This window comes from Streptomyces sp. WELS2 (assembly GCF_013870595.1).
GTDB lineage: Bacteria > Actinomycetota > Actinomycetes > Streptomycetales > Streptomycetaceae > Streptomyces.
Window position 1 is genome coordinate 1 of record NZ_JACBWZ010001079.1, and the last position, 1822, is coordinate 1822.

The 1822-nt window shown below is 72.7% G+C and carries 2 protein-coding genes; both read right to left on the reverse strand.

Translation table 11 applies throughout. The features are described from left to right. The coding region (locus tag H5J33_RS38505; RefSeq protein ID WP_309485556.1) for a cellulose binding domain-containing protein at positions 1–354 on the reverse strand (354 nt) is incomplete at its 3' end. 154 nt (positions 355–508) lie between these two features. After that, the coding region (locus H5J33_RS33800) for a hypothetical protein (protein ID WP_181798492.1) at positions 509–1822 on the reverse strand (1314 nt) is incomplete at its 5' end.

The window sequence follows — 1822 nt, forward strand, 5'->3', positions numbered from 1 at the left end:
CCGGGCGGGCGAGACGCTGGCGGCCGGCTCCGGGCGGGGCTGGCGTACCGGCGCAAGTGGCCTGGTGACCGGTGGCCAGGTGCCGGCGCAGTGCGGGGACGGTGTGCCCGGGGCGCCGGTCGCGGTGAAACCGGACGTGGCCTCGGCGCCGGGGGAGAGGGCACCGTCGAAGGCGGCGTCGCGGACGGTCGCCCGGCCCTGGGCCGTGGTCGGGGTGCCGTTCCACAGGCTGGTCACGGTGGCCCCGGCCGGATCCCGGCCGGCCGACCAGCCCGTCAGTGCGCCGGAGCCGGTGTTCTCCACGGTGACCTCGGCCTGGGTCCTCTCCGGGGAGGCGGGAGGGGCGGCGAGCACGGGCGTATGAGAGCGCTCCCATTCTTTGTCTGGTGGGACTGTAGGGACAGGCGCACGCCTCTGACAAGACGATCCGCAGAAGAACTTGCGGACCGGCGCGGTGAGTTCGGCCGCCGTCACGGACGGCGGCACGTGCCGAGGCGGCGCCGGAGGTTCAGTCGTCGTCGCGTACCGCGGCCAGGCCGTTGAACACCCCGATGTAGGCGGTGCCGTCCGGACCCAGGGTGATCGGCGCCCAGTTGTTGTCGTACCCGACGCCGGTGCCGACGAGCTGCCTCCAACGGGTCCGCCCGGTGCGGAAGTCGACGGCCGTCAGGTACCAGGCGTCCACGCCGAGGCTGTTGGGCTCCTTGGTGTAGAGGTAGACGAGCCCGTTGCCGGTGGACAGTTTGGGCACGACGGACGGCGACCGCTCGGCGCTCTCCCACGCGGTCTCGCAGCCGTTGCCGTCCGGGCGGACGTCGATCCGGGCGACCCCGCCGACGACGCTCCGCCCGAAGGTGAGGGACGAGACGTTCTCATAGCCGTAGTTGTTCTCGACCACCAGGCTGTCGCCCCAGCTGATCAGGGAGTTGTCGGTCGTGGAGGCGCCGGAGGCGAAGACGGGGACCTCGCACACCAGCCGCCGGCCGGCGGGCACGTCCGCGCCGCGCCGGTAGACCAGGACGTGCATCCGGTCGTCGGCGTTGTCGGTGATCGCCACGTACCGGCCGCCGTCGCCGAAGATGTCCGGAGTGGTGCCCGAACCCTGGTTCACCGAGCCGGGCTTGGTGCCGGTGCCCCGGTCGTAGGTCTGCCGCCACACCACGGCCGGGGTGCCGTCCGCCGCCGCGGTGAACTCGTACAGCGCGTGGTCGGAGACGATGGACACGCCGTCGGCGGCGACGGAGAAGGAGTTCTGGATCTCCTCGCCGTCCAGCCGGACGGAACGGATCGTCCCGGTGGCGGGGTCGACGGTGCCGATCCGGCCCTGCCGGGTGACCCACCAGATCCGGCCCTGCCAGTCCGGCATCACGGAGGTGACCGGGTCACAGTCGCCGTCGGGGTACGGATCGGCCCACGTCGCGCAGTCGTGGGGCACGCGCTCGCCCGGGTCCCAGTCGTCGGTGACCGTGAACTCCCAGCTGCCGTCCGCCCGTTGCCGGTGGGCGAGGCGGACGATGTGCTGCCGGGAGTCCGCGAGCACCAGCCGGTCCTCGTCGTCCAGGTACGAATAGGCCCCGCCCGAGGTGTCCTTGAAGATCCGGGAGAAGTCGAGCCGGGTGATCGCCTCCACGGTGGACGGGCGCTGGGGCAGCCGGTACTCGGCCAGCGTGGCGAGGGAGCGCGGGTCGAGCAGCTTGACCAGGAAGCCGGTGAACGTTCCGCACACGGTGACGATCCGCCCCGCCCGGTCGAAGGTGACGGTGGCGCACTCCCCGCCGAGCGGCGCCATCTGCTCGCTGCCGGCCCGCGGGTGGGCGCCGAG